This window comes from Silicimonas algicola (assembly GCF_003148765.1).
In the GTDB taxonomy this organism is placed as follows: domain Bacteria; phylum Pseudomonadota; class Alphaproteobacteria; order Rhodobacterales; family Rhodobacteraceae; genus Silicimonas; species Silicimonas algicola.
Genome location: NZ_QGGV01000002.1, coordinates 599,026 through 619,163 on the forward strand (window position 1 = coordinate 599,026; position 20,138 = coordinate 619,163).

19 protein-coding genes and 1 tRNA gene are annotated in these 20,138 nt (G+C 63.6%); 8 read left to right on the forward strand and 12 right to left on the reverse strand.

Features of this window, described 5'->3' with window-relative positions; genetic code table 11:
* The first annotated feature begins 350 nt into the window (after positions 1-350).
* The 3 genes from C8D95_RS07320 to C8D95_RS07330 all read left to right on the forward strand — a co-directional run bounded on the left by C8D95_RS07320 (position 351) and on the right by C8D95_RS07330 (position 2,584).
* Positions 351-914, forward strand: coding sequence for a Hint domain-containing protein (locus C8D95_RS07320; protein ID WP_164721666.1), 564 nt, complete (start codon positions 351-353; stop codon positions 912-914).
* Between the two features lie 123 nt (positions 915-1,037).
* Positions 1,038-2,090 (forward strand): chemotaxis-specific protein-glutamate methyltransferase CheB, encoded by a 1,053-nt coding sequence (cheB, locus tag C8D95_RS07325; protein ID WP_109758497.1) that lies wholly within the window; start codon positions 1,038-1,040, stop codon positions 2,088-2,090.
* On the forward strand, positions 2,087-2,584 hold the full coding sequence (locus C8D95_RS07330; protein WP_109758498.1) for a chemotaxis protein CheD: 498 nt from the start codon (positions 2,087-2,089) through the stop codon (positions 2,582-2,584). The genes cheB and C8D95_RS07330 overlap by 4 nt, the downstream gene beginning before the upstream one ends.
* On the opposite strand, the gene C8D95_RS07335 is transcribed toward C8D95_RS07330, so the two are convergent.
* The 5 genes from C8D95_RS07335 to hemB form a co-directional block, all read right to left on the reverse strand.
* Positions 2,581-2,904, reverse strand: a complete 324-nt coding sequence (locus C8D95_RS07335) for a phosphoribosyl-ATP diphosphatase (RefSeq protein ID WP_109758499.1) — start codon at positions 2,902-2,904, stop codon at positions 2,581-2,583. The genes C8D95_RS07330 and C8D95_RS07335 overlap by 4 nt on opposite strands.
* Positions 2,905-2,976: 72 nt before the next feature.
* Positions 2,977-3,738: an imidazole glycerol phosphate synthase subunit HisF gene (gene hisF, locus C8D95_RS07340; protein ID WP_109758500.1), complete on the reverse strand. Its 762-nt coding sequence runs from the start codon at positions 3,736-3,738 to the stop codon at positions 2,977-2,979.
* A 10-nt stretch (positions 3,739-3,748) separates the two neighbouring features.
* Entirely contained in the window at positions 3,749-4,630 is an 882-nt protein-coding gene (locus C8D95_RS07345) for an aldose epimerase family protein (RefSeq protein ID WP_109758501.1), read from the reverse strand.
* Positions 4,627-5,436 (reverse strand): S-methyl-5-thioribose-1-phosphate isomerase, encoded by an 810-nt coding sequence (locus tag C8D95_RS07350; RefSeq protein ID WP_109758502.1) that lies wholly within the window; start codon positions 5,434-5,436, stop codon positions 4,627-4,629. The genes C8D95_RS07345 and C8D95_RS07350 overlap by 4 nt, the downstream gene beginning before the upstream one ends.
* A 66-nt stretch (positions 5,437-5,502) precedes the next feature.
* Complete coding sequence (hemB, locus tag C8D95_RS07355) at positions 5,503-6,492, reverse strand: porphobilinogen synthase (protein ID WP_109758503.1); 990 nt, start codon at positions 6,490-6,492, stop codon at positions 5,503-5,505.
* Positions 6,493-6,611: 119 nt separating this feature from the next.
* Between hemB and C8D95_RS07360 the strand changes: the two genes are divergently transcribed.
* The 4 genes from C8D95_RS07360 to C8D95_RS07375 all read left to right on the forward strand — a co-directional run bounded on the left by C8D95_RS07360 (position 6,612) and on the right by C8D95_RS07375 (position 12,948).
* A complete protein-coding gene (locus C8D95_RS07360) occupies positions 6,612-7,145 on the forward strand; it encodes a component of SufBCD complex (protein WP_109758504.1) in 534 nt (177 codons plus the stop codon).
* A 56-nt stretch (positions 7,146-7,201) separates the two neighbouring features.
* Positions 7,202-10,678 (forward strand): transcription-repair coupling factor, encoded by a 3,477-nt coding sequence (gene mfd / locus C8D95_RS07365; protein ID WP_109758505.1) that lies wholly within the window; start codon positions 7,202-7,204, stop codon positions 10,676-10,678.
* A gap of 53 nt (positions 10,679-10,731) precedes the next feature.
* Positions 10,732-10,817: transfer RNA gene (locus C8D95_RS07370), tRNA-Leu, on the forward strand.
* Positions 10,818-11,439: 622 nt separating this feature from the next.
* A complete protein-coding gene (locus C8D95_RS07375; protein WP_109758506.1) occupies positions 11,440-12,948 on the forward strand; it encodes a sensor histidine kinase in 1,509 nt (502 codons plus the stop codon).
* Positions 12,949-13,561: 613 nt separating this feature from the next.
* On the opposite strand, the gene C8D95_RS07380 is transcribed toward C8D95_RS07375, so the two are convergent.
* The 3 genes from C8D95_RS07380 to C8D95_RS07390 all read right to left on the reverse strand — a co-directional run bounded on the left by C8D95_RS07380 (position 13,562) and on the right by C8D95_RS07390 (position 16,246).
* Complete coding sequence (locus C8D95_RS07380) at positions 13,562-14,419, reverse strand: class I SAM-dependent methyltransferase (RefSeq protein ID WP_241239652.1); 858 nt, start codon at positions 14,417-14,419, stop codon at positions 13,562-13,564.
* 149 nt (positions 14,420-14,568) lie between these two features.
* Positions 14,569-15,201 (reverse strand): tyrosine-type recombinase/integrase, encoded by a 633-nt coding sequence (locus tag C8D95_RS07385; protein WP_109758552.1) that lies wholly within the window; start codon positions 15,199-15,201, stop codon positions 14,569-14,571.
* Between the two features lie 181 nt (positions 15,202-15,382).
* Complete coding sequence (locus tag C8D95_RS07390; RefSeq protein WP_146202982.1) at positions 15,383-16,246, reverse strand: HNH endonuclease; 864 nt, start codon at positions 16,244-16,246, stop codon at positions 15,383-15,385.
* 563 nt (positions 16,247-16,809) lie between these two features.
* On the opposite strand from C8D95_RS07390, the gene C8D95_RS07395 reads away from it, so the two are divergent.
* Positions 16,810-17,577: a class I SAM-dependent methyltransferase gene (locus C8D95_RS07395; RefSeq protein ID WP_241239651.1), complete on the forward strand. Its 768-nt coding sequence runs from the start codon at positions 16,810-16,812 to the stop codon at positions 17,575-17,577.
* A gap of 302 nt (positions 17,578-17,879) precedes the next feature.
* Here C8D95_RS07395 and C8D95_RS07400 read toward each other — a convergent pair whose 3' ends face one another.
* From C8D95_RS07400 to C8D95_RS07410, 4 genes are all read right to left on the reverse strand, one after another.
* Positions 17,880-18,680, reverse strand: coding sequence for an SDR family NAD(P)-dependent oxidoreductase (locus C8D95_RS07400; protein WP_109758509.1), 801 nt, complete (start codon positions 18,678-18,680; stop codon positions 17,880-17,882).
* 210 nt (positions 18,681-18,890) lie between these two features.
* A complete protein-coding gene (locus C8D95_RS21970) occupies positions 18,891-19,052 on the reverse strand; it encodes a helix-turn-helix transcriptional regulator (protein WP_164721665.1) in 162 nt (53 codons plus the stop codon).
* A 187-nt stretch (positions 19,053-19,239) separates the two neighbouring features.
* A complete protein-coding gene (locus C8D95_RS07405; RefSeq protein WP_109758510.1) occupies positions 19,240-19,623 on the reverse strand; it encodes a hypothetical protein in 384 nt (127 codons plus the stop codon).
* Positions 19,620-20,138: recombinase zinc ribbon domain-containing protein (locus C8D95_RS07410; RefSeq protein ID WP_211312609.1), on the reverse strand; the 519-nt coding region annotated here is incomplete at its 5' end. The genes C8D95_RS07405 and C8D95_RS07410, both read right to left, overlap by 4 nt.

The following is a 20,138-nucleotide window of genomic DNA, read 5'->3' on the forward strand; positions in this document are numbered from 1 at the left end:
TGTCGCCATCCGCGCAACCCGTTAACGTATCGTAACCGCCCGTGGCGCAATGCTTCCCTCATTGTGGCTCACTTGCTAAACTTAGCGTCAAATTCCCGCCTCACCGGCGTGAGACACCAAGGCTGTGAACGGTCGGGACGGTGCGACGTCCTGGTTGTGTGCCGAGTGTGCCGGTGCTGTGCCGGGTTTTGTTACGGGACGTGCCACCTCATTGTTCGGGTGGCGCGTCCCGGTCAAAGTGACCGCCAGTGGCGGATGTGCGTGTGTGTGTACGAGTAGAGGTCGTAATGAGTAAGAATATCGCTCCGGACACCGGAGAAAGATCCCGTCTTTCGCGTGTCGTCAGCAGGATGACAACGGGACGGACGACCCGGCGCCAGCCCGTTGACGCCGAAGGCCACCCCCTCAGCCCCGCCGACAGCGAAAGGCACCCCCGCGAGCGCGCCGCTCCGGCCGCCGTCCGCGAAGAGGGTCTCGACACCTGGCCGCTTCCCGGTCTCGCGCCGATGACGCGTGTGCGGACCTCCTTCGGCGATGTCCACGCCGTCGCGCTGCGCAAGGGCGATCCGGTCCTGACGAACACCGGCGACTATCGCCCGATCGTCTGGCTGAACCGGATCATGCTCGACGAGCACATCCTCCGGCTCAAGCCCGACTGCAACCCGATCGTCATCGGCGCCAACGCCCTTGGACCCTCGGCGCCCGCCTGCGAGATCCAGGTGTCGCCGCGCCAGGTCATCGCCGGCGATCACCGCTCGGGCCTATCGGGCTCTCGCGAGGCCTCGATGCTCTTGGCCCGGCCCGGCGTCCGCCGCCTTCAGGAATCCGGCCTCAGCTACACCATGTTCCATGTCGGCGAAGCCGCCGAGATCTATGTCGAGGGTCTCTACCTGCGCTTCCCGATCGAGACCTGACGACACGAAAAAGGACGCTACGGGGAGGTGGGCGGCTTCGGCCGCCCCTTCCTTTTCGGGGTAACCGAATCTTAGACCGCCCCGTGCCACAAACCGCCCCAGCGTCGAGGCAGGGGACGGCAGATGAGTTTGGTCGGGACCACGACCGGCAGGAAGGTCAGGGTCGTCATCGTCGACGACACCCGCTCGATCCGCGCCATGATCCGCGCCCTTCTCCAGCGTTCGCCCAGGATCGACGTCGTGGGAGAGGCGGGAGACCCCTATGAGGCGCGCGAACTGATCCGCGCGCTCGACCCCGACGTCATCACGCTCGATGTGGTGATGCCGCGCATGGACGGGCTGTCGTTCCTCGAACGCCTCATGCGGCTTCGGCCAATGCCCGTCGTCATGGTCTCGACCCGAACCACGGAAAAAAGCGCCGAGGCGGTGAAGGCCCTGTCGCTCGGCGCCGTCGATTGCGTCGACCTAGCGACCCTCGGCGCAGACGGCAACGTCGACCTGGCCGGAACGGTGCTGATGGCGGCGGAAAGCCGGTCCACCGGCCCCTCGCTGCGCGAGCGGGTGAAGGACGGCGGCCGACTCGACTGGAACGGTCGCATCGTCGTCATCGGAAGCTCGACGGGCGGTGTGGACGCGCTGATGAACGTGCTCTCGCACTATCCCGCCGACGGCCCGCCCACGGTCATCGCGCAGCACATGCCGGCTGCCTTCCTCGAAAGCTTCGCGCAGCGCCTCGACCGCCACTCTGCCCCTCGGGTTCGCCTGGCCACCGACGACGCGATGCTCGCACCCGGCGAAATCTTCCTCGCTCCGGGCGGCACCTTCCACGCCGCCCTCGATCGCCGCGACGCCTTGCGTCTGCGCCTTGTCCCCCACGACGGGACCGAGGCTTACGTTCCGTCCGTCAACGTCCTCTTCTCCTCGGCTGTCCCGCACGCGCCGCGCATCCTCGCCGTCATGCTGACCGGCATGGGCCGCGACGGGGCCGAGGCGATGAAGGCGCTTCACGACGCGGGCGCCCGCACCATCGTCCAGGACGGCGAGACGGCGGTGGTCGACGGGATGCCGCGCGCCGCGCGCGAACTGGGCGCGGCCTCCGAAGTCGCGCGGCTCGGCCAGATCGGCCCCCGCATCCTCGCGCAGGTCGGCGCGGACGGACGGGGGATCGAGCCATGACCAACCTCTACATCGCGCAGGGCGAGGACGCCGTCGGCCGGAGCGAGGATATGGTCATCACCACCATCCTCGGCTCGTGCATATCGATCTGCCTCTGGGATCCGGTGGCGGGCGTCGGCGGCATGAACCACCTCCTCTTGCCCGAGATGCATCAGGCGGGCAGCCTTTCGACCTCGGGCGCGGTGGCGATGGACCGGCTCATCAACCGCATGATGCCTTTGGGCGCAGTGCGGCCGCGACTGCGCGGCAAGCTTTTCGGCGGCAGTTCGATGCTTCAGGGCCGTACCGACATCGGCGCCCGCAACGCGGCCTTCGGGCAAGCCTACCTCAAGACCGAAGGCATCCCCTGCGACGCCGAGAACGTGGGCGGGACGCGGGCCCGCAAGCTGCGCTTCTTTCCGGCGACGGGTGTCGCGCAACTGAAGTTCGTCGAGGAAGCGCCGCGTCTCAAGACGCCGAAGGTAATGCCGTCGAACGACGTCGAGCTGTTCTAGTCGGCGCGAGAGGCTTTCTCGGCAAGGCCCGAGGTACCTTCGCGGCGTTCGAGCTCGGCCAGAACCTGCGCCAGCGACACGTCACGCGCCGCGAGCATGACCAGGAGATGGTAAAGCACATCCGCCGCCTCGGCCGTCAGCCGGTCCCGGTCGCCGCGCACGGCTTCGATCACCGCCTCTACTGCCTCTTCACCGAACTTCGCGGCCGCAGCCTCGGGACCCGCCGCCAGAAGCTTGGCGGTCCAGGACGTCGCGGGGTCGGCGCCCCTGCGAGCGTCGATGGTGGCGGCAAGGCGGGACAGGGCGTCGCGGTCTGACATGACCCTTCCCGTCGCGCGGGTGAGATGCCTTGTCAAGGCGCTTGGCGCACCGTCTTTGGCTTGCTGACCCCGCTAGGACAGCCGGACCGGAATGCCGGCCGCCGCCATGTGCGCCTTGGCTTCCCCGATGGTGAAGGTGCCGAAGTGGAAGATCGACGCGGCGAGGACGGCGCTCGCGTGGCCCTCCGTCACGCCTTCGACGAGGTGGTCGAGCGTCCCCACGCCTCCGCTCGCGATCACCGGCACCGAGACGGCGTCCGCCACCGCGCGCGTCAGCGGCAGATTGAACCCGGCCTTGGTGCCGTCGCGATCCATCGAGGTCAGAAGGATCTCGCCCGCACCCTTCGCCACGACCGTCCGGGCGAAGTCGACCGCGTCGATGCCCGTTCCGCGCCGCCCGCCATGGGTGAAGATCTCCCACTTGCCGGGGCTGACGGTCTTGGCGTCGATGGCAACGACGATGCACTGGCTGCCGAACCTGTCGGCCGCCCGCGCCACCACGTCGGGATCCGCGACGGCGGCGGAGTTGAAGGACACCTTGTCCGCCCCCGCCAGCAGGAGATTGCGCACGTCGTCCACCGACCGCACACCGCCGCCCACGGTCAGGGGCATGAAGCAGTGCTCGGCCGTCCGGCGTGCGAGGTCGTACATCGTGCCGCGGTTCTCGTGCGTGGCGTGGATGTCGAGGAAGCAGAGCTCGTCCGCACCGGCGGCGTCATAGGCGATGGCGGCTTCGACCGGATCGCCCGCGTCGATCAGGTCGATGAAGTTGACGCCCTTCACCACGCGGCCGTCGGCCACGTCGAGGCAGGGAATGATGCGGGTCTTCAGCATGGGATGCGGTCTAGCTCCGCGAGAAGCGATATGTCGAGAGCTGGCGGTAGGTCTCGCCCCGTTGCAGCAGGATCGACGGGAAAGCCTCGTGATGCGGCGCGTCGGGCCAGTGCTGCGGCTCGATGGCGAGGCCGACCGGGCTTCCGGCATAGAGCTGAAGTCCCGGCGCATCCGTCTCGATCTCGAGGACGAGGCCGCTGTCGGCGACAAGCCGGACGGCGGGGGCATCGGAAAGGCAGAAGTTGTGGTCGATCTCGTGCGACGGCTCTTTTGCCTTGCGCAAGTCGAAGATCGTGCCGTCGACGGAGGCGATATCTCCGGTCGGAATTTTGTCCGCGTCTATCGGGAGATAGCGGTCGGCGCTCACCTCAATCCGCTGTCCCTCGCGGCCCGTCCGGTTCAGCGACCAGTAGGGATGAAGGGCGAGGTTAACCAGCGTCGGCGCGTCGGTCACCGCCTCGAAGGCCACCGAGAAGCCCTGCGGCACCAGCCCATAGCGCACCGAGAGGCGGCGGTTGCCAGGGAAGTCGTCGGCGCCGTCGGCGATGGAAAGCGACAGCTCCAGCGTGTCCTCCGTCTCGCGCGTCACCTCCCAGGTCTTGGTGTTCACGCCCTTGGCGCCGGAGTGGCAGATCGTGCGCCCGTTCTCGTTCGGGACAAGCTTGTGAACCGTGCCGCCGACCGGGGCCTCCGCGCGGGCGAGGCGGTTCGCGACAGGGCCCACGACCGCGCCGTAGTTCTTCTTGGCGCCGAGCGCGTCTTCGACGGTCTCGCAGCGCGCGAGATGCCCGCCTTCGCCGCCGATCCGTACGTCGTTCAGACGCGCGCCGATGGTCCAGATCTCGAGGCCGACGTCGTCTTCGCCGAGGGTGAGAATGCGGTTCTGGGTCATGCGGCTTGCTCCGGGAAGAGGGTGGCGAGGGCGTGGGGGGCCACGACGCCTCGCTCGGTGATGAGAGAGGTAACGAGGCGGGCGGGAGTGACATCGAAGGCCGGGTTGCCGACCGGGGCCTCGGTGACGCGCAGGCGCGAGAGAGCGCCGTCGGCGTCGGTGCCCTGGATCTGGGAGACTTCCGATCCGGCGCGTTCCTCGATCGGGATGGATGACCCGTCCGTCATCGTCCAGTCGATGGTGGGCGAGGGCAGGGCGACGTAGAACGGCACGCCGTTGTCCTGGGCGGCGAGCGCCTTGAGGTAGGTGCCGATCTTGTTGCAGACGTCGCCGCCCGCCGTGGTCCGGTCGGTGCCGACGACGACCATGTCGACGAGGCCGTGCTGCATCAGGTGGCCGCCCGCGTTGTCGGTGACATAGGTGTGGGGGATGCCGTGAGCGCCAAGTTCCCAGGCGGTCAGCGCGCCCTGGTTGCGGGGGCGCGTCTCGTCGACCCAGACGTGAAGGGGGATGCCTGCGTCATGCGCCTGGTAGAGCGGCGAAGTCGCGGTGCCCCAGTCGACGGTGGCGAGCCAGCCGGCGTTGCAGTGGGTCAGGACGTGCATCTGCGCGGCGATGCCGAAGGCCGCCGTCGCACCGATCAGGGGCGCGCCCCGGACCCACATGTCGCGGATCGCGGTCTCGAAGTCCTGGAGCGTGTCGAGAGGCACGACGCGAAACTGGTGCGGCAGGCAGCGCTGGTCGATGATCCTGACCTCGCCGGCCTCGATCCAGATCGAGCGGTAGTGCCTTTCTCCGACCTTCACGCGCCTCTCCCGCTGGCGGTTTCGCACGCGAAACCAATGAATTCTTCGTTAATCCTTAACCAATCATCACGCCATCGCGCGGGCCGCGTCGACCGCGAAATAGGTCAGGATCCCGTCGCAGCCGGCGCGCTTGAAGGCCATCAGGCTTTCCATCATGGCACGGTCGCCGTCGATCCAGCCGTTCAGGGACGCGCCCTTGATCATCGCGTATTCGCCCGAGACCTGGTAGGCGAAGAGCGGCGCCTGGAAGGTCTGCGCGACCCTGCGACAGATGTCGAGATAGGGCATGCCGGGCTTGACCATGACCAAGTCGGCGCCTTCCTTCAGGTCGCGCTCGATCAGGCGCATCGCCTCGTCGGTGTTGCCGGGATCCATCTGGTAGGTCTTCTTGTCGCCCTTCAGCAGACCCGACGCGCCGACCGCATCGCGGAAGGGGCCGTAGAAGGCCGAGGCGTACTTGGCGGCGTAGGACAGGATGCAGGTGTCCTGATGTCCCGCCGCCTCCAGCGCCGTCCGCATGGCGCCGATGCGCCCGTCCATCATGTCGGAGGGCCCGAGGATGTCGGCTCCGGCCTCTGCCTGTGCCACAGCCATCTTCACCAGCGCCTCGACCGACTCGTCGTTCACGATGACGCCGTTCCGCACGATGCCGTCGTGGCCGTTGATGTTGTAGGGATCAAGGGCCACGTCGGTCATCACCGCCATGCCCGGCACCGCGTCCTTGATGGCGCGGGTGGCGCGGTTCGACAGGTTGTCGGGGTTCCAGGCCTCTTCGCAGAGGTCGGTCTTGAGCGACGTGTCGATGTAGGGAAAGAGGCAGATCGCCGGGACGCCGAGATCGTACGCTTCGCGCGCGGCCTCCACGACGCGGTCTATCGTCAGGCGCGCCACGCCGGGCATCGAGGGGATCGGCGTCTCGTCGTCGTCGCCCTCGCGCAGGAAGACGGGCCAGATCAGGTCGTCGACCGAGAGCGTCGTCTCGCGCACGAGCCGTCTCAGCGCGTCGGTGCGCTTGGTGCGGCGGAACCGCGTTGCGGGGTAGGAGCCTGTGACCATGCGCTGCCGCCTTTGTGCCGTAGGGATGGACAATTGCGGTAGCCCTGGTGCCGAGGGTGGTCAAGCCCGGTGGCTTTGCCTAGTGTCCGGCTCGAAGTCAGTGTCGGGGCGCTCTGGACGTGAATCTCTACGATACCGTGTTCGAAGTCATCGATATGCGGTCCTTCTCGAACCTGTGGTACTGGATCGGTCTGGCCGTGCTGTGGTCGTCGGTCAGCCATTGGGTCATCGGGGTTCCCTATGACACCGTGATCCGCGCCCGGCGCGGCAAGACGCAGGACGCGATGCGCGACCTCCACGACCTCGTGCGGGTGAACGTCAACCGCATCCTCTACATCGCCGAGGTGTCGGGAACGCTGATCGCCCTGATCTGGTCGGCGCTTCTGACCATGCTGGGCCTTGCGGCCTTCGTCTATCAGGTGGAGTTTGCGACGGCGGTGTTCCTTCTGGTGGCGCCGATGTCGATCCTGACGCTGATGACGGTCCGCACCGCGCATCTGATCCGCGAGAACGAAGACAGGGGCGAGGCGCTGATACGACGCCTGCTGCGGCACCGGATCGCCACACAGGCGCTCGGCTTCCTGTCGATCTTCGTCACCGCGATGTACGGCATGTACACGAACCTCTACGTGGCGCCCTACAGCGGCTTCTGAGCGGACGCCGTTCCGCCAGTTGACACGGCCCCTGAAGCCGTTACCTCCGCACAACCATGTCCGACCCCCGCCACATCACCGTCAGCGGCGCGCCCGAAGGCTTCGACGCCCGCCTGATCCTCGCCGAGCTGGACGCTCGGGGCGGGGCGGTCGTGCATGTCGCGCGCGACGACAAGCGGATGGCGGCGATGGCCGAGGCGCTGGCCTTCTTCGGGCCGCATATCCCGGTCGTGCGCTTTCCCGGCTGGGACTGCCTGCCTTATGACCGGGTGTCGCCCAATGCCGACATCTCGGCCACGCGGATGGCGACGCTGGCGGGGCTGGTCCACGGGATGCCGTCGCGGTTCGTGCTGCTGACGACGATCAACGCTGCGACACAGAAGATCCCGGCGCGCGAGGTCTTGCGCGAGGCGGCCTTCACGGCGCGCGTCGGCGACCGGGTGAACGAGGCGGCGCTGCGGCAGTTCCTGGTGCGGATGGGCTTCGTTCAGGCGCCGACGGTGACCGAGCCGGGCGACTATGCGATCCGGGGAGGGATCATCGACATCTATCCGCCGGGAGAGGCGGGGCCGGTGCGGCTCGATTTCTTCGGCGACGTGCTGGACGGGGCGCGGCGGTTCGACCCCGAGACGCAGCGCACGACCGACACGCTGAAGCTGGTCGAGCTGGCGCCGGTGTCCGAGATCATCCTCGACGAGCCGTCGATCACGCGCTTCCGGCAGAACTATCGCCTGGAATTCGGCGCGGCGGGCACCGACGACCCGCTCTACGAGGCGGTCAGCGCCGGGCGCAAGCACGCGGGCGTCGAGCACTGGCTGCCGTTCTTCCACGAGCGGCTCGAGACGCTGTTCGACTATCTGCCGGGCGCCACGGTCACGATGGACGACCAGACCGACGCCTTCCGGCTGTCCCGGTGGGAGGGCATCGCCGACCAGTACGACGCGCGGCGCGAGGCGATGACGGCGAAGGGCCGGGTCGACACCGTCTACAAGCCCGCGCCTCCAGGCTCGCTCTACCTCGACGACGCGGGATTCTCGAAGGCTGTGGAGGGTCATCGCGTCCTGCGCTTCAGCGTCCTGCCGCAACCTGTGGGGTTGAACGTCACCGATGCCGGCGGTCGGGTGGGGCGCGATTTCGCGCCGGAACGGCAGCAGGAAAGCATCAGCCTCTTCGGCGCGCTGGCCGCCCATATCGGCGCGAGGCGCAAGCTGGGGCAGGTGATCGTCGCGGGCTATTCGGCAGGCGCGCGCGAACGGCTTCAGCACCTGATGGAGGACGAGGGCGTCGAGGGCGTCCGCCTCATCGAGGATTTCCGCGACGTCCCGGACGGCAGGGGCGGGATCTTTCTCGCGGTCTGGGCGCTGGAGCATGGGTTCGAGGCTCCGGCCTCAAGCAGCGGAGCGGTAGGCCAGAAGGCCGATGGACTCACGGTCATTGCCGAACAGGACATCCTCGGTGACCGTCTGATCCGCGGCGCGAAGAAGAAAAAGCGGTCCGAGAACTTCCTGACCGAGCACCAGAGCCTGACGCCCGGCGACCTCGTCGTCCACGTCGACCACGGCGTCGGCCGCTACATGGGGCTGGAGGTGGTCGAGGCGCTTGGTGCGCCGCACGAGTGCATTCACCTCGAATATGCGGGCGGCGACCGGCTGTTCCTGCCGGTCGAGAACATCGAGCTTCTGTCGCGCTTCGGGCACGAGGAAGGGCTTCTCGACAAACTGGGCGGCGGCGCCTGGCAGGCGAAGAAGGCCCGGATGAAGGAACGGATCCGGCAGATCGCCGACCGTCTGATCCGCATTGCGGCCGAGCGTTACCTGCGCAAGGCGCCCGTCCTGACGCCGCCCGACGGCATGTGGGACGCCTTCTCGGCGCGCTTCCCCTACCAGGAGACGGACGACCAGCTTCGCGCCATCGACGACACGCTGTCCGACCTGGAAGGCGGCATCCCGATGGACCGGCTGATCTGCGGCGACGTCGGCTTCGGCAAGACCGAGGTCGCCATGCGCGCGGCCTTCGTCGCGGCGATGTCGGGCGTGCAGGTCGCGGTGATCGCGCCAACGACGCTTCTGGCCCGCCAGCACGCGGCGAGCTTCCGCGAGCGCTTCCGTGGCTTTCCGGTCGAGGTGCGTCAACTGTCGCGCTTCGTCAGCGCCAAGGACGCCGAGAAAACGCGCGAGGGGCTGGCGCGGGGCACGGTCGACATCGTCGTCGGCACCCACGCGATCCTGGCGAAGTCGGTGCGGTTCGCCAACCTGGGCCTGTTGATCGTCGACGAGGAGCAGCACTTCGGGGTCAGCCACAAGGAGCGGCTGAAGGCGCTGCGTTCGGACGTCCACGTCCTGACGCTGACCGCGACGCCCATTCCGCGCACGCTTCAGATGTCGCTGACGGGGGTGCGGGATCTCTCGGTCATCGGCACGCCGCCGGTCGACCGGCTGGCGATCCGCACCTATGTCAGCGAGTTCGATACCGTCACCCTGCGCGAGGCGCTTCTGCGCGAGCATTATCGCGGCGGGCAGTCGTTCTTCGTCGTCCCCCGCATCGCCGATCTGCCCGAGATCGAGGCCTGGCTGCGGGACAACGTGCCCGAGGTCACCGTCGTCGTGGCGCACGGCCAGATGGCGGCGGGCGAGCTAGACGACCGGATGAACGCCTTCTACGACGGCAAGTACGACGTGCTTCTGGCCACGACCATCGTGGAATCTGGCCTCGACATCCCGACGGCCAACACGATGATCATCCACCGCGCCGACATGTTCGGTCTGTCGCAGCTCTACCAGATCCGGGGACGCGTGGGCCGGGCCAAGACGCGGGCCTATGCCTATCTCACGACGAAGCCGCGCCAGAAGCTGACGCTTCAGGCCGAGAAGCGGCTGAGGGTGCTGGGCTCGCTCGATTCGCTCGGAGCGGGCTTCGCGCTGGCCTCGCAGGACCTCGACATCCGGGGAGCCGGCAACCTGCTGGGCGAAGAGCAGTCGGGCCACATCAACGAGGTGGGCTATGAACTGTACCAGTCGATGCTGGAAGAGGCGATTTCCAAGATCAAGTCGGGCGAGATCGAGGGGCTGTCCGAGTCGGACGAGCAGTGGGCACCGCAGATCAGCCTGGGCGTGCCGGTTCTGATCCCCGAGGAGTATGTGCCGGACCTCGACGTGCGTCTGGGGCTCTATCGCCGCCTGTCCGGGCTGACGACCAAGGTCGAGCTGGAAGGGTTCGCCGCGGAGTTGATCGACCGTTTCGGTGCGCTGCCGAAGGAGGTCAACACGCTGCTTCTGGTCGTGAGGATCAAGGCCGAGTGCAAGAAGGCCCATATCGCACGCTTCGATACCGGGCCGAAGGGGGCCACGATCCAGTTCCACAACGACAAGTTCCCGAACCCTGCGGGCCTCGTCGCCTTCATCCAGGACCAGAAGGGTCTGGCGAAGGTCAAAGACAACAAGATCATCGTCCGCCGCGACTGGTCGACGACGAAAGAGCGCGTGCAGGGCGCCTTTGCGGTCGTTCGCGACCTGGCGCAACAGGCGCAAGGCTAGGGGCGGAAGACCCTTTTCAAGAGGACCGCCCGCCGGTATTCAGGCCCCGGTGCGCCCGAGTGGCGGAATGGTAGACGCAGCGGACTCAAAATCCGCCGATGGCAACATCATGTCGGTTCGAGTCCGACCTCGGGCACCAGTTTTTCAAGATGTATATATTTTTTATGCACTTGAAGCATTCTGGAGTGTTAGTTCCACCTCTTGGTCGAAGGCGTCCTTGCCGGCCGAGGACCGTTCGTTCGAATCCCCTGCGCTCCGCCACTTGCCCTCGCGAAAGCGTTCTCCCGATCCGGCTGCGGCCGGATTTTTCCGTTGTTTTCGAGGGTTATGCGGGATGGGCTGAGCACCGAGCCCGCCGCTAGGACGCCCGTAAGCGATCTCTCAGGGCCGATATTCTCTGGACCTCATGACTGCGCCAATTTAGTCCAGAGCTCGTAACTGACTGAATATTTGGCATTTTGCATAGAGGAAACCTGAACACTTCGACGCCGGTGGCAGTCAGTGGGTTGGGCCTGAAATCGAACCTTTGCCCGCAGCCTTGTCCCCTCTCGGCAGTTGACATGAGCGTGGTAGGTCACATCCCGATGTGGGATGAGCCTCAAGCGTCGGCTCAACTCCTTTGCGAACGCCCGTCGACAAGAACCTGTTCGAATATTTGCATTGCGGCGCCCTCCACGCAGGATACCGTCAGCCCGAGGCAATCGATGGATAACCAGCCCCGACCGCAACGATGTTTCCTGATCAAGTTGTGAGCAAACGCAATGATGCAGCACGTCTCCAATACGCCGTTGCCGGTCGCCTATCTCGCAGCGCCTGACGCCCTGGAGGACGGACTGCGTCTTGGTGGTGCCGGCGTCTGGCGTTGGAAGATCGACAGCGAGCGGCTGGAATGGACGCGGAACCTCGAAAGTGTTCATGATCTTCCACCGGGCTCTTTTGATGGGACGCTGGCGAGCTTCCAGCGCGACCTGCATCCCGACGATGCCCCCCAAGTCTGGCATGAAATTAAGGCGAGCATCAAAACCGGGGATCCGTATCGTGCAGTTTACCGCACTGCTCCACGCCCGAACGCACCCGAGATCTGGATTGAGACCTGTGGTGGTGTCACCACAGCCACCGATGGTTCCCGGTACTTGACTGGAATCTGCATGGATGTGTCCGAACGTGTTCGAGACGAGCGCCAACTGGAGCGGCGTCTCGCCCAGCAACATGCGGTCGCCAGCTTTGGCTCGTTTGCGCTCAACGAAGAAGACTTTCAGAAAGTGCTGGATGAAGCAGTTCGGGTTGCCGCGGACGTGCTCCAGGCTCCGCTGACGAAGGTGCTCGAGTTCGCCGAGACAGCGGAACATCTTATTCTTCGTGCTGGCATCGGATGGGCAGAAGGCCTCGTGGGGCAGGGGGAGGTTGGGATCGATCTCGAGTCACAGGCGGGCTACACGTTAATGGCAAAAAGCCCGGTGATTGTGAGAGACCTGCAGTCAGAAACACGCTTCAGCGGGCCTCAGCTTCTGCACGACCACGGCGTCCGAAGCGGTGTGTCGGTGGTCATTCCCGGCTCGAACACGCGTCCATTCGGTGTCTTCGGTATCCATGCACGAGTGCTTCGAGACTTTGACCAGACAGACGCAGAGTTCCTCCAGTCTCTGGCCAACATCCTTGCGGGGGCGGCACGGCAGGTGGCGGCTGCGGAGCATCGTATGTTGCTGGTACGCGAAATGGCCCATCGCGCAGGCAACCTCATGCAGCTGGTCAGCAGCATCGCGGGCCAAACCTTTAGCGGGAATCCGGACATAAAAGTTGCCAGGGACTCCTTCAGCGCGCGGTTGAGTGCGCTTGCACGCTCGAACTACGTGGTCTCACAAGGCGGTTGGACATCGACGCGTTTCCTGGAATTGCTTGAAGAAACCCTGAGACCGTTCGAACAGCGCATTGAAATGAAGGGGCGCGACGTTTTGTTGCCGCCTGAGCTTTGTTTCGACCTCGGACTTGTCCTGCACGAACTGGCCACGAACTCGGTGAAGTACGGCACGCTTGGAAAAGATCAGGGCACGGTGAGCGTCTTTTGGTCCTATGCCCGACGTTCGGACGGCACGCGTCTGTTCCAGTTTACCTGGGATGATCCTCATTCGGATTCCGAAGCGCCACCCCAGGGTACAGGGTTCGGCTCGAAGCTCATGAACGCGCTTGTCGAAGGAAAGTGGCGCGGTGCGCTGTCCATAGATCAGGCTCCGAATTTCAGGGTCAAGATGGAGATCCCCGTCCCCCACTGATCAGGCATTCGGAGTCACGGACGCGAGACACAAAAGCCCCATAATGCCACGAACCCAGGCGACGATCGATCTCGGTAAAACTCCCCGAACCGCGCCGTCCCGAAGCGATCTCCCGATCCGGCTGCGGCCGGATTTTCCCCTTGTTTTCGGGGGTTATGCGGGGGGGGGGGGGGGGGGGGTCGAGCACCGGCTCCGGCGCTGGGAGGCCCGAAGGCAGTCTTTCAGGGCCAAAATTCTTCGGACCTGATGGCCGCGTCAGTTTGGTAAATAGATAGCTAAGGCATTGCAATACTTCGGTTTCCTGTCCGGCCTAGATGTGACGTTCGATTTTTAGGGGCGCCCTTTGGTTCAAGACCAGGCTCCAACAGAACTTTGGGTCATATGGTAGAATGCACGAATATGGGTTGCGGCGAAAAGCGGTCATTCTCTGTGGATGGCTCGAAGGTAGATATGGGCGGGAAGCGGTCGTTCGCTGCAGAAGCTAAGGAAACTAGCGCCACGGCCCGAAGTCGACGTTCGCGCCCGTGTTGTCAGCTTCTGCCAAACTCACGGTAAGCGTGAACGGCCGCTATGCGGACTAAGCAGACCTTGAGACGAAGGACCGACAAAAAACTTATCCGGGCTTGTAGCAAAGGATCTGAACCGGGTGGGTTCTTCGCTCTTCAATATTGCGCGCAGCGTTCCGGACGATTTGGGGGGCTTGCTTCCCCAATAGTATGTGCGTGCCGAAAACAGGGGCTTCGCCCTTTTCCGCAAGCTCAATGACTGCGTGATAACCCTTGAGATGCTTTTCACCGATATCCGCGGCCGCGATTTCCGAGAAACCTGCATCTTCCAATGCTGCAATGGTATCGGCGGGGCGCATTAGGTAAGCCCCACTTCCGTCTTCCGACCAGGGAACCGGGTGGTGCGGATCACCGACTTCGCCGAGCCCGTGTTCAGTCAAGGCGAAGAACGCCCCCGGCTTCAGGACCCGGAACGCCTCGCTGAAGAAGGCACTTCGATCCGGGACATTCATCGTGACGTGCTGGGTGTAGCCGCCATCGAACGAGTTGTCGCCATAGGGGAGTTTCTGTCCGTCACCGTGCCGACACGCAACCACATCTTCCATTCCGACAAGCGCGCTCAGCCGGTTGGCCGCATCGACGAACGGGGCCGTGATGTCGATGCCGTCGACGTGGCAATCGAAACGCTTCGCGAAATACCTGGCGGGACCGCCAAGCCCGCAGCCGATGTCCACTAGCTGATCCCCCCTTCGGATCGGCAATACATCCGCCAGCTCCACAGTGGCCGGGAACCCCCTGGCATGGAAATGGTCCACAGGAGCGAGTTGTTCAATGGTAACGGAGCTGGGATCAATACCGGCCACCTCCATCGTTTCCAGGATCAGGGAATAGACGTCTCCCTTGCCCCAGTGATCCGCAATGGCTTGCGCGTCGGTCATCTCCGCCCCCATTTTTTTGTCGGGCATTGATAGCACACTTCCTGCTGTTGCCCGAGGTGGTTTTCTTTCGTCCGCTTGGGGCTCAAAGCAGACGTTCGCCGCACCGCAGAGTGGCTGGCAAGGCCGCTGGGCGACCGGGATCGAGTCGGGCCGCCAGAGGATGGCGGCCCATTTCCTTATAGTTCCACGCCTTCGGAGATCGCCAGTGCGTCTTCGAGCTCCACCCCGAGATAGCGGACAGTGCTGTCCATCTTGGTGTGACCGAGCAGGAGCTGAACAGCCCTGAGGTTGCCAGTCTTCTTGTCGATGTGTGCAACCTTCTTGCGACGCATGGAATGCGTGCCGTAGGACGTGGGGTCCAAGCCTATGGAACTCACCCAGTCCCGCACAAGGCGAGCGTATTGCCGCGTCGAAATGTGGAGACGCTCGTTAAGGCGGCCGGGCCAAAGGTATTCCGAGCCGACCATCAGTGGCTCGTCCATCCATCGCGAGAGCGACTTGCCCGTGCCCTCCGTGATCTCGAAACGAACGGGCCGCTGCGTCTTGCTCTGGATGATTGAGGCCCGCTCTTTGACGCGACTGGAGGCGTAGACGTCCGCCACCTTGAGCTTCACGAGGTCACAACCTCGAAGCTTGCTGTCAAATGCGAGGTTGAAGAGTGCCAGGTCTCTGTGATTGCTGGCGATCTCAAGACGAACACGAATGGCCCAAACGTGCTTGGGCACCAAGGGTCGCTTCTGGCCGACGACGCGGCCCTTTTTCCAGGCGGGTCGGCAGGCTCGAATGACTGGCAGATTTGCAACTGTCATGGCAGTACTCCGATCCGCTACGCCCTGCCGCAACGCCAACCCGACGTTGGCACACAAGATCATACACCGAATGGTACGTTCGCTGCGAAGGTCCGCTTTGAGCCCAAAGCGGTCGTCTTACACTTGCCGATGTTTTAGGATTTCTTCAACTACCTTCCGTTGGCCGTCTCTTATTCTGAGCCTATCTAAGTCTGGAAATGCGCAGTGGTAACTCGCATTCGTTTGTGCCAGCGCGAAAAAAGAAGACACGATCAATTACCTCAGGAAGTAGAGTGAAAGCCACGTAGATTGCATGTTCTCCGTCTTCCTCTGCTGTAAACGTATGAGCCTCGTGATTTGCAATCTCATAGGCCTCTCGCGGCGCGCTCTTCGCGAATTGGTCCATTACGAGTAGATCACCCCCGTTTAGAATAAGCGCACGCACTCTCTCTGGCACCTCCTGTCCCCAGAAAAACCAGAGCAAGCCACAGCCTACCTTCAACACCAAACGGTGTATCAATCCCGCCTTGGTTCCGGGGAAATTGTGGCTTACTTTGACTATGTTGGGGTCGCTGGCTTTGACCTCCGCTTGTTCTTTATTTATATGGTCGAAGCTGACCGGACTACCGGAGTGGATGTTCAACTTGGACCCGCTAGGAGTTTTCCGGTCATCCAGACCAAGAAAACTGGGCGACTGCAGCTGCAGCGCCATTATTGGCGTCACAATACCTTTCGACTGAGAAGGTCTTATCTCCTTGAAGGGCGGAACCTTCCGAGTGATTGTGATGGTCATACCCGGAACGGCACGGGCTATTTTTGACCCGCGACCGCGCTTTTTGTTGCGATACCCACGAGCGTTTCTAGCCTCCTTCCAAAAGTAGCCAAGCAATGGACCCTCAAACTCCGAGTTTATGATCTTCTTACACTCGATGCAGGTAGCATTTCGAAGTTTGATCCGGCCGTTTAATGCTTCTGGGAGCACATGCTCGACACTGCCGTCCGGGTTCTCGCGGCAATACAAGCACACGCCAACTTCGTGGAAGGTGTCATCGAAGTCACCCGGCAAGTTGTACAAATTTGCAGGCACGTAACACTCTTCTCATTTTGAGGTTTTCACATTGAAGTACTACATGCGGTTGCGATTGCAGGCCATAGAAAGCTATCTCCGCTTTCGAGGGGCTATCTGGCGAAACATATCGTGACAGCCGCAACGCGGATGCATGAGTCCGCTTTGTCCGCATAGCCGACCTTCAAGCCCGGCTCGTAGCTGCATCCTGACGCTAACGGCAGCTTCTGGGAAGCCGCGATGCGGCATTCTGCCGTCGACGAACGTCCGGTATGAGCCGGAAGCGGCCCCGGTTGCCTCGGAGGATGGACGGCAGCTCACGGCCGGAATCCGCTCGATAACAGCGCGGCATGAAGCCTGGGGGCTAACCACGCCGCGAACGTCAACTGCGAGCCCGATTTGAAATCGTGCGAGTCTGATGGTCTGCACTTCAGTGCGGTTGACGCGAGGTCCCTTCCAATTGCCAACTGCCAAAAGACGACAACAGAGGCCTGCCAATGCGGGAGTCTCAAGAGCCTGACACCTTCGCCGCACTCGAAAGACGTGAGTGGGCGGATGCGGAAGTGGCGCAATCCTACGCTCGGGTCTTTGCGAAAGCAGCTGACATGGTGGCACCGCATCTTGTCAAAGCGGTCAGGGCCGGACCCGGCGTAAAGGCTCTCGATCTGTGTTGCGGGCACGGCAACGTGACCTCCGGCCTTGTCCAAGCAGGGGCGCTGACGACAGGACTTGATTTCTCGCCTGCCATGCTGTGCTTGGCGCGGGCCGCAGCACCGCAGGCCCGGATTGTCGAAGGCGACGCGATGGCCCTGGACTTCGATGACGCGTCTTTCGATGCGGTGACGATCGGTTTCGGGATGCCGCACGTGCCCGACCCTCCAAGAGTTGTGGCAGAGGCGCGCCGAGTACTGAGGCCAGGTGGCCGACTGGCGTTCTCGGTCTGGTGCGGACCTGACGTTGATACTGCCCTTGGCTACGTTTTTGGTGCCATCGGTCAACACGGCGCCCCGTACATTTCGCTGCCGCCGGGTCCTGGTGCGAATGACTATGCCGATCCAGCGATTGCCTTTCCGGTGCTGGAGGCGGCCGGCTTTACGGACTGCCTCCAATCCACAGTCGCGTCGAAGTGGGAAGTCGACGACCCTGGCGCGCCTTACGACTTCTTCCTGAACGGTACGGCGAGGGGTGGAGCCCTGTTACGCCCGCAACCGCCGGAGAATGCTGCGGCCATACGGGCGGCGGTGGTCGCCAAGGTGTTGGAGAAGCACGGGCGTGGGCCTCAATGGGACGTGCCTATTCCGGCGGTGGTCACTGTCGCCGTCGCGGTTTGACCGCCTGCGCTGGCGAGTTTCCCTCAGCGATTGAAAAGTCACCGGTAGTTCCTTGGATGCAAGGTGTCATGGACTCCTGCGCACAAGCTGAGTCCGACGCGAATGCAGCGATCGTCACTTCGGCCGACCGATCGCACGTTCATGTGGGCGATCAAGCTGCGGCGGGGAAAGGTCGGTTTGTGGAAGTCGCACCGCGTCGACAAGTCGATGCTTCAAAGTCCGCTAAGGGCCGTGAGCAACGCGATCCCGGCTTGGTTGCGAAACACAACGAGTGCAATGCGGCAGACCCTACGAGCTCTGCGTCAGGTTGGCGTCTTCCCGAAGGACTTCTGGAACTGGTCGCGCATGTGCGCCACGCCCGACGTCGTCATGCCGCCATCGGCAACGACCTCGCTTCCTGTCATGTATGATGATTGTGGCGAGGCAAGAAAGGCAACGATGTTTGCAATCTCCTCGGGCTGGGCTTCGCGGCCCATGGGTATCGCATGCCGGTTTGCCTCCACATGGCCAGCAGGGGCCGCGGCGGTGAGCGGGGTCGCAATGATCGAGGGATGAATGGAGTTGACGCGGATACCTTCGTGGACCAACTCAAGGGAGGTTGATTTCGTCAAGCCGCGCACGGCCCATTTGGTGGCCGTGTAGGAGGGATCAAGGTGCGCGACCATACCTGCGGTCGAAGAGACGTTCACGATTGAAGCGAAACGGGATTCCCTGAGCAGCGAACGGCAGTACTTGGTGCCCAGGAACACGCCCATGACGTTGACATCAAACGCTCTTTTCCACTCTTCGACGGACTGGTCTGAGAGGCGCTTCCTAATGATGATGCCGGCGTTGTTGACAAGAATATCGAGACGTCCGAACTCGGCTCCGATGTTTTCAGTCAAGGCAATCCAATCTTCGACTGACGCCACATCGAGTGGATGGAAAGTTGCATGCTTTCCTGATCCTGTAAGTTCGTGCGCGAGGGCCGTTCCCTCTTCTGCGAGGACGTCTGCAACGAGGACGTTGGCGCCCTCGTTCGCGAGACGCCGCACGATGGCCGCTCCTAGTCCACGGCTGCCACCGGTCACGCAGGCCACCAGTCCAGCAAGTTCAATTCCCATGACCAATCCTTTCGTGGCGTCTCCAATTCGCACCGACTTATTGTAGAATCGCGATGCTGGAGTTCATAGGCCTCGGCGTCGGCGGGTGCTCGGGCAAGATGGGTCAGTGCACAGGTCGCTGCCTAGGTTTGCAGCATGGTCGAACTTTGCGTAGTTCTCGTCGATCAGCGAGAACCATGAACTACACAGCCCCTCGGTCCAGCTTAGGTGCTACATGGGGGTCTGGACGCTGAGGAGCGTTCGGATCAGGCCGGACTGGCTGCGCGCACCAGTCTTGTCGAAGATGCGTTGAAGCTGGGTCCGGACGGTGTTGATGCTGACCTCAAGTCGTTCCGAAGTGCTGGCGAGGTCGCACCCGTCGATAATCCGCATCTGGGCCACGAAGATGCAGCACGACGCACGATTGACCGGTCTGACAGGCCGCGCCGCAGCATCGAAGTAAGGTGGCCAAAGGCAGGTATGGGCCGGAAGCGCGCGTCGGCGGTCAGAGTCTCAAACGGCCGCTGTGGGCCGTAAGCCAATTCCTTCCGGAGGTAGGCTCAACAACTCAGCAGGTTCGTTAGCCAAAATGACAAGTTTGTTCTTCCCAGGCCGCCGGAACAGGCTCCAACACCCACGCCAGCGTGACCTCCGGTCCCTGGGTGCCGTCCAGGATCGCCTCGACAATTTTGGGCGAGAGCAGCGTCAGTCGCATAATACGGGTCATGTACGAAGGCGCGATCCCCTCGCGCTCGGCCAGTTCGGCTATCGTTGCGAACTCGCCCGACTCCAGCATGCGCTTCCAGCGGAACGCGCGCGCGAGCGCCTTGACGAGCGTGCTGTCCTTGCGACGCGGCTGAGTCGCGCCCTCGGGTAACTGCATCTCCTTCCGACCACCGTGCTTCACCACGCGGAACGGCACGTGGAGCGTGACGGTACCGGTGATCGGCGACCCGCGTGTCATGCTGCTTCTCCAATACCGCCGACCTGCATCTCTCGCGCGAGCCCGGCGAGGCCGTCCACCCGCAGCCGGACGTTCAGCCCGTCCGTGCCGATATCCACGCGCTCGACCAGCAGCGCCACGAGGCGGGCTTGCTCGGCCGGGAACAGTTCGTCCCAAAGAGGGTCGAGTTGCTGGAGGGATGCGCAGGCGTCAGCCTCGGTGATCTCCTCATCCTGCGAGCGCGCGGCCTTCCACGTCCCCGCCACGATCTCGGGTTGCCGGAACACGGCGCGAAGCTGGTCAATGACCGCGGCCTCGATCTCTCCGGCTGGCACGCGCCCCACAGGGCATGTGCCAGCCCCATACTTCAGTACCGTCTGGCTGACGTAGTAGCGGTAGAGCCTGCCGCCCTTGCGGGTGTGGGTCGGCGAGAAGGCCGCACCGTCTGGCCCGTAGAGCAACCCCTTCAGCAGCGCAGGCGTGTCCGACCAGGTGTTCGCAGCTCGTTTGCGCGGGCTCTCCTTCAGGATGGCGTG

Bases quoted from the DNA above. Each gene is read 5' to 3' on its own strand.
- C8D95_RS07320 (WP_164721666.1), top strand. From the start codon at position 351: ATGACAACGGGACGGACGACCCGGCGCCAGCCCGTTGACGCCGAAGGC.
- cheB (WP_109758497.1), top strand. From the start codon at position 1,038: ATGAGTTTGGTCGGGACCACGACCGGCAGGAAGGTCAGGGTCGTCATC.
- C8D95_RS07330 (WP_109758498.1), top strand. From the start codon at position 2,087: ATGACCAACCTCTACATCGCGCAGGGCGAGGACGCCGTCGGCCGGAGC.
- C8D95_RS07335 (WP_109758499.1), bottom strand. From the start codon at position 2,904: ATGTCAGACCGCGACGCCCTGTCCCGCCTTGCCGCCACCATCGACGCT.
- hisF (WP_109758500.1), bottom strand. From the start codon at position 3,738: ATGCTGAAGACCCGCATCATTCCCTGCCTCGACGTGGCCGACGGCCGC.
- C8D95_RS07345 (WP_109758501.1), bottom strand. From the start codon at position 4,630: ATGACCCAGAACCGCATTCTCACCCTCGGCGAAGACGACGTCGGCCTC.
- hemB (WP_109758503.1), bottom strand. From the start codon at position 6,492: ATGGTCACAGGCTCCTACCCCGCAACGCGGTTCCGCCGCACCAAGCGC.
- mfd (WP_109758505.1), top strand. From the start codon at position 7,202: ATGTCCGACCCCCGCCACATCACCGTCAGCGGCGCGCCCGAAGGCTTC.
- C8D95_RS07375 (WP_109758506.1), top strand. From the start codon at position 11,440: ATGATGCAGCACGTCTCCAATACGCCGTTGCCGGTCGCCTATCTCGCA.
- C8D95_RS07380 (WP_241239652.1), bottom strand. From the start codon at position 14,419: ATGCCCGACAAAAAAATGGGGGCGGAGATGACCGACGCGCAAGCCATT.
- C8D95_RS07385 (WP_109758552.1), bottom strand. From the start codon at position 15,201: ATGACAGTTGCAAATCTGCCAGTCATTCGAGCCTGCCGACCCGCCTGG.
- C8D95_RS07400 (WP_109758509.1), bottom strand. From the start codon at position 18,680: ATGGGAATTGAACTTGCTGGACTGGTGGCCTGCGTGACCGGTGGCAGC.
- C8D95_RS21970 (WP_164721665.1), bottom strand. From the start codon at position 19,052: ATGCGGATTATCGACGGGTGCGACCTCGCCAGCACTTCGGAACGACTT.
- C8D95_RS07405 (WP_109758510.1), bottom strand. From the start codon at position 19,623: ATGACACGCGGGTCGCCGATCACCGGTACCGTCACGCTCCACGTGCCG.